Source organism: Lactobacillus jensenii DSM 20557 (genome assembly GCF_001436455.1).
GTDB classification, from domain to species: domain Bacteria; phylum Bacillota; class Bacilli; order Lactobacillales; family Lactobacillaceae; genus Lactobacillus; species Lactobacillus jensenii.
Window position 1 is genome coordinate 1 of sequence record NZ_AYYU01000091.1, and the last position, 246, is coordinate 246.

Genomic DNA, 246 nt, shown 5'->3' on the forward strand with positions numbered 1-246 from the left:
GATGTCGTCAGTTCGAATCTGGCAACCGGAGTAATGGAGTGTTGTCCGAGTGGCTGAAGGAGCATGATTGGAAATCATGTATACGGGCTTTAACCTGTATCGAGGGTTCAAATCCCTCACACTCCGTTAGCTTGAAAGCGAATCAAGTTTTTTGTAAAAAAGACTTGCCAATTATCAATAATTTTGATATATTAATATTCGTGCTCGAGGGATCTGGCCCGTTGGTCAAGTGGTTAAGACACCGCC

Annotated in this window: 1 tRNA gene; it reads left to right on the top strand. The window is 43.5% G+C overall.

Annotated features, from left to right (window positions below):
* The first annotated feature begins 35 nt into the window (after positions 1 to 35).
* Positions 36 to 126: transfer RNA gene (locus FC45_RS07575), tRNA-Ser, on the top strand.
* The last annotated feature ends 120 nt before the right edge of the window (positions 127 to 246 follow it).